General features: G+C 74.6%; 1 pseudogene. It reads right to left on the reverse strand.

Annotation, left to right across the window (positions count from 1 at the left end):
- Window positions 1–497, reverse strand: a pseudogene (locus G3I78_RS47695) (DeoR family transcriptional regulator); the annotation flags it as partial.

The following is a 497-nucleotide window of genomic DNA, read 5'->3' on the forward strand; positions in this document are numbered from 1 at the left end:
CTGCTCGACGAGGTCCTGGACCCGCGCACGCTGGTCCTCGGCGAGCCCGGCGTCGGTGATGAGGACATCCACGTCGGCGAACGTCGCGAAGACGCGCAACCCGGTCGTGTGCCACTTCGTGTGGTCCGCGAGGACGACGGTGCGGCCCGCGGACTCGATGAGCGCGCGGTTGGTCGCGGCCTCGTCCAGGTTCGGCGTCGTGAGGCCGATCTCCGGGTCCACGCCGTGCGCGCCGACGAACGCGAGGTCGACGCGCAGGCCCGCGAGCGCGGCCTCGGCGAGCGGGCCGACGAGCGCGTCGGACGGGGTGCGGCTGCCGCCGGTGAGGATCGTCTCCAGGCGCGGGTCGTTCGCCCGGTGCAGGATCTCGGCGACCGGGAGCGAGTTCGTGACGACCGTCAGGGGGCGCAGCGCGGGGTCCGCGGCGATGCGGGCCGCGAGCAGGTGCGTCGTCGTGCCGGCGCTGAGCGCGACCGAGGCGTTGGCGGTGATGAGGC

Origin of the sequence: Streptomyces sp. SID13726 (assembly GCF_010548375.1) — a bacterium.
Taxonomy (GTDB): Bacteria; Actinomycetota; Actinomycetes; order Streptomycetales; family Streptomycetaceae; genus Streptomyces.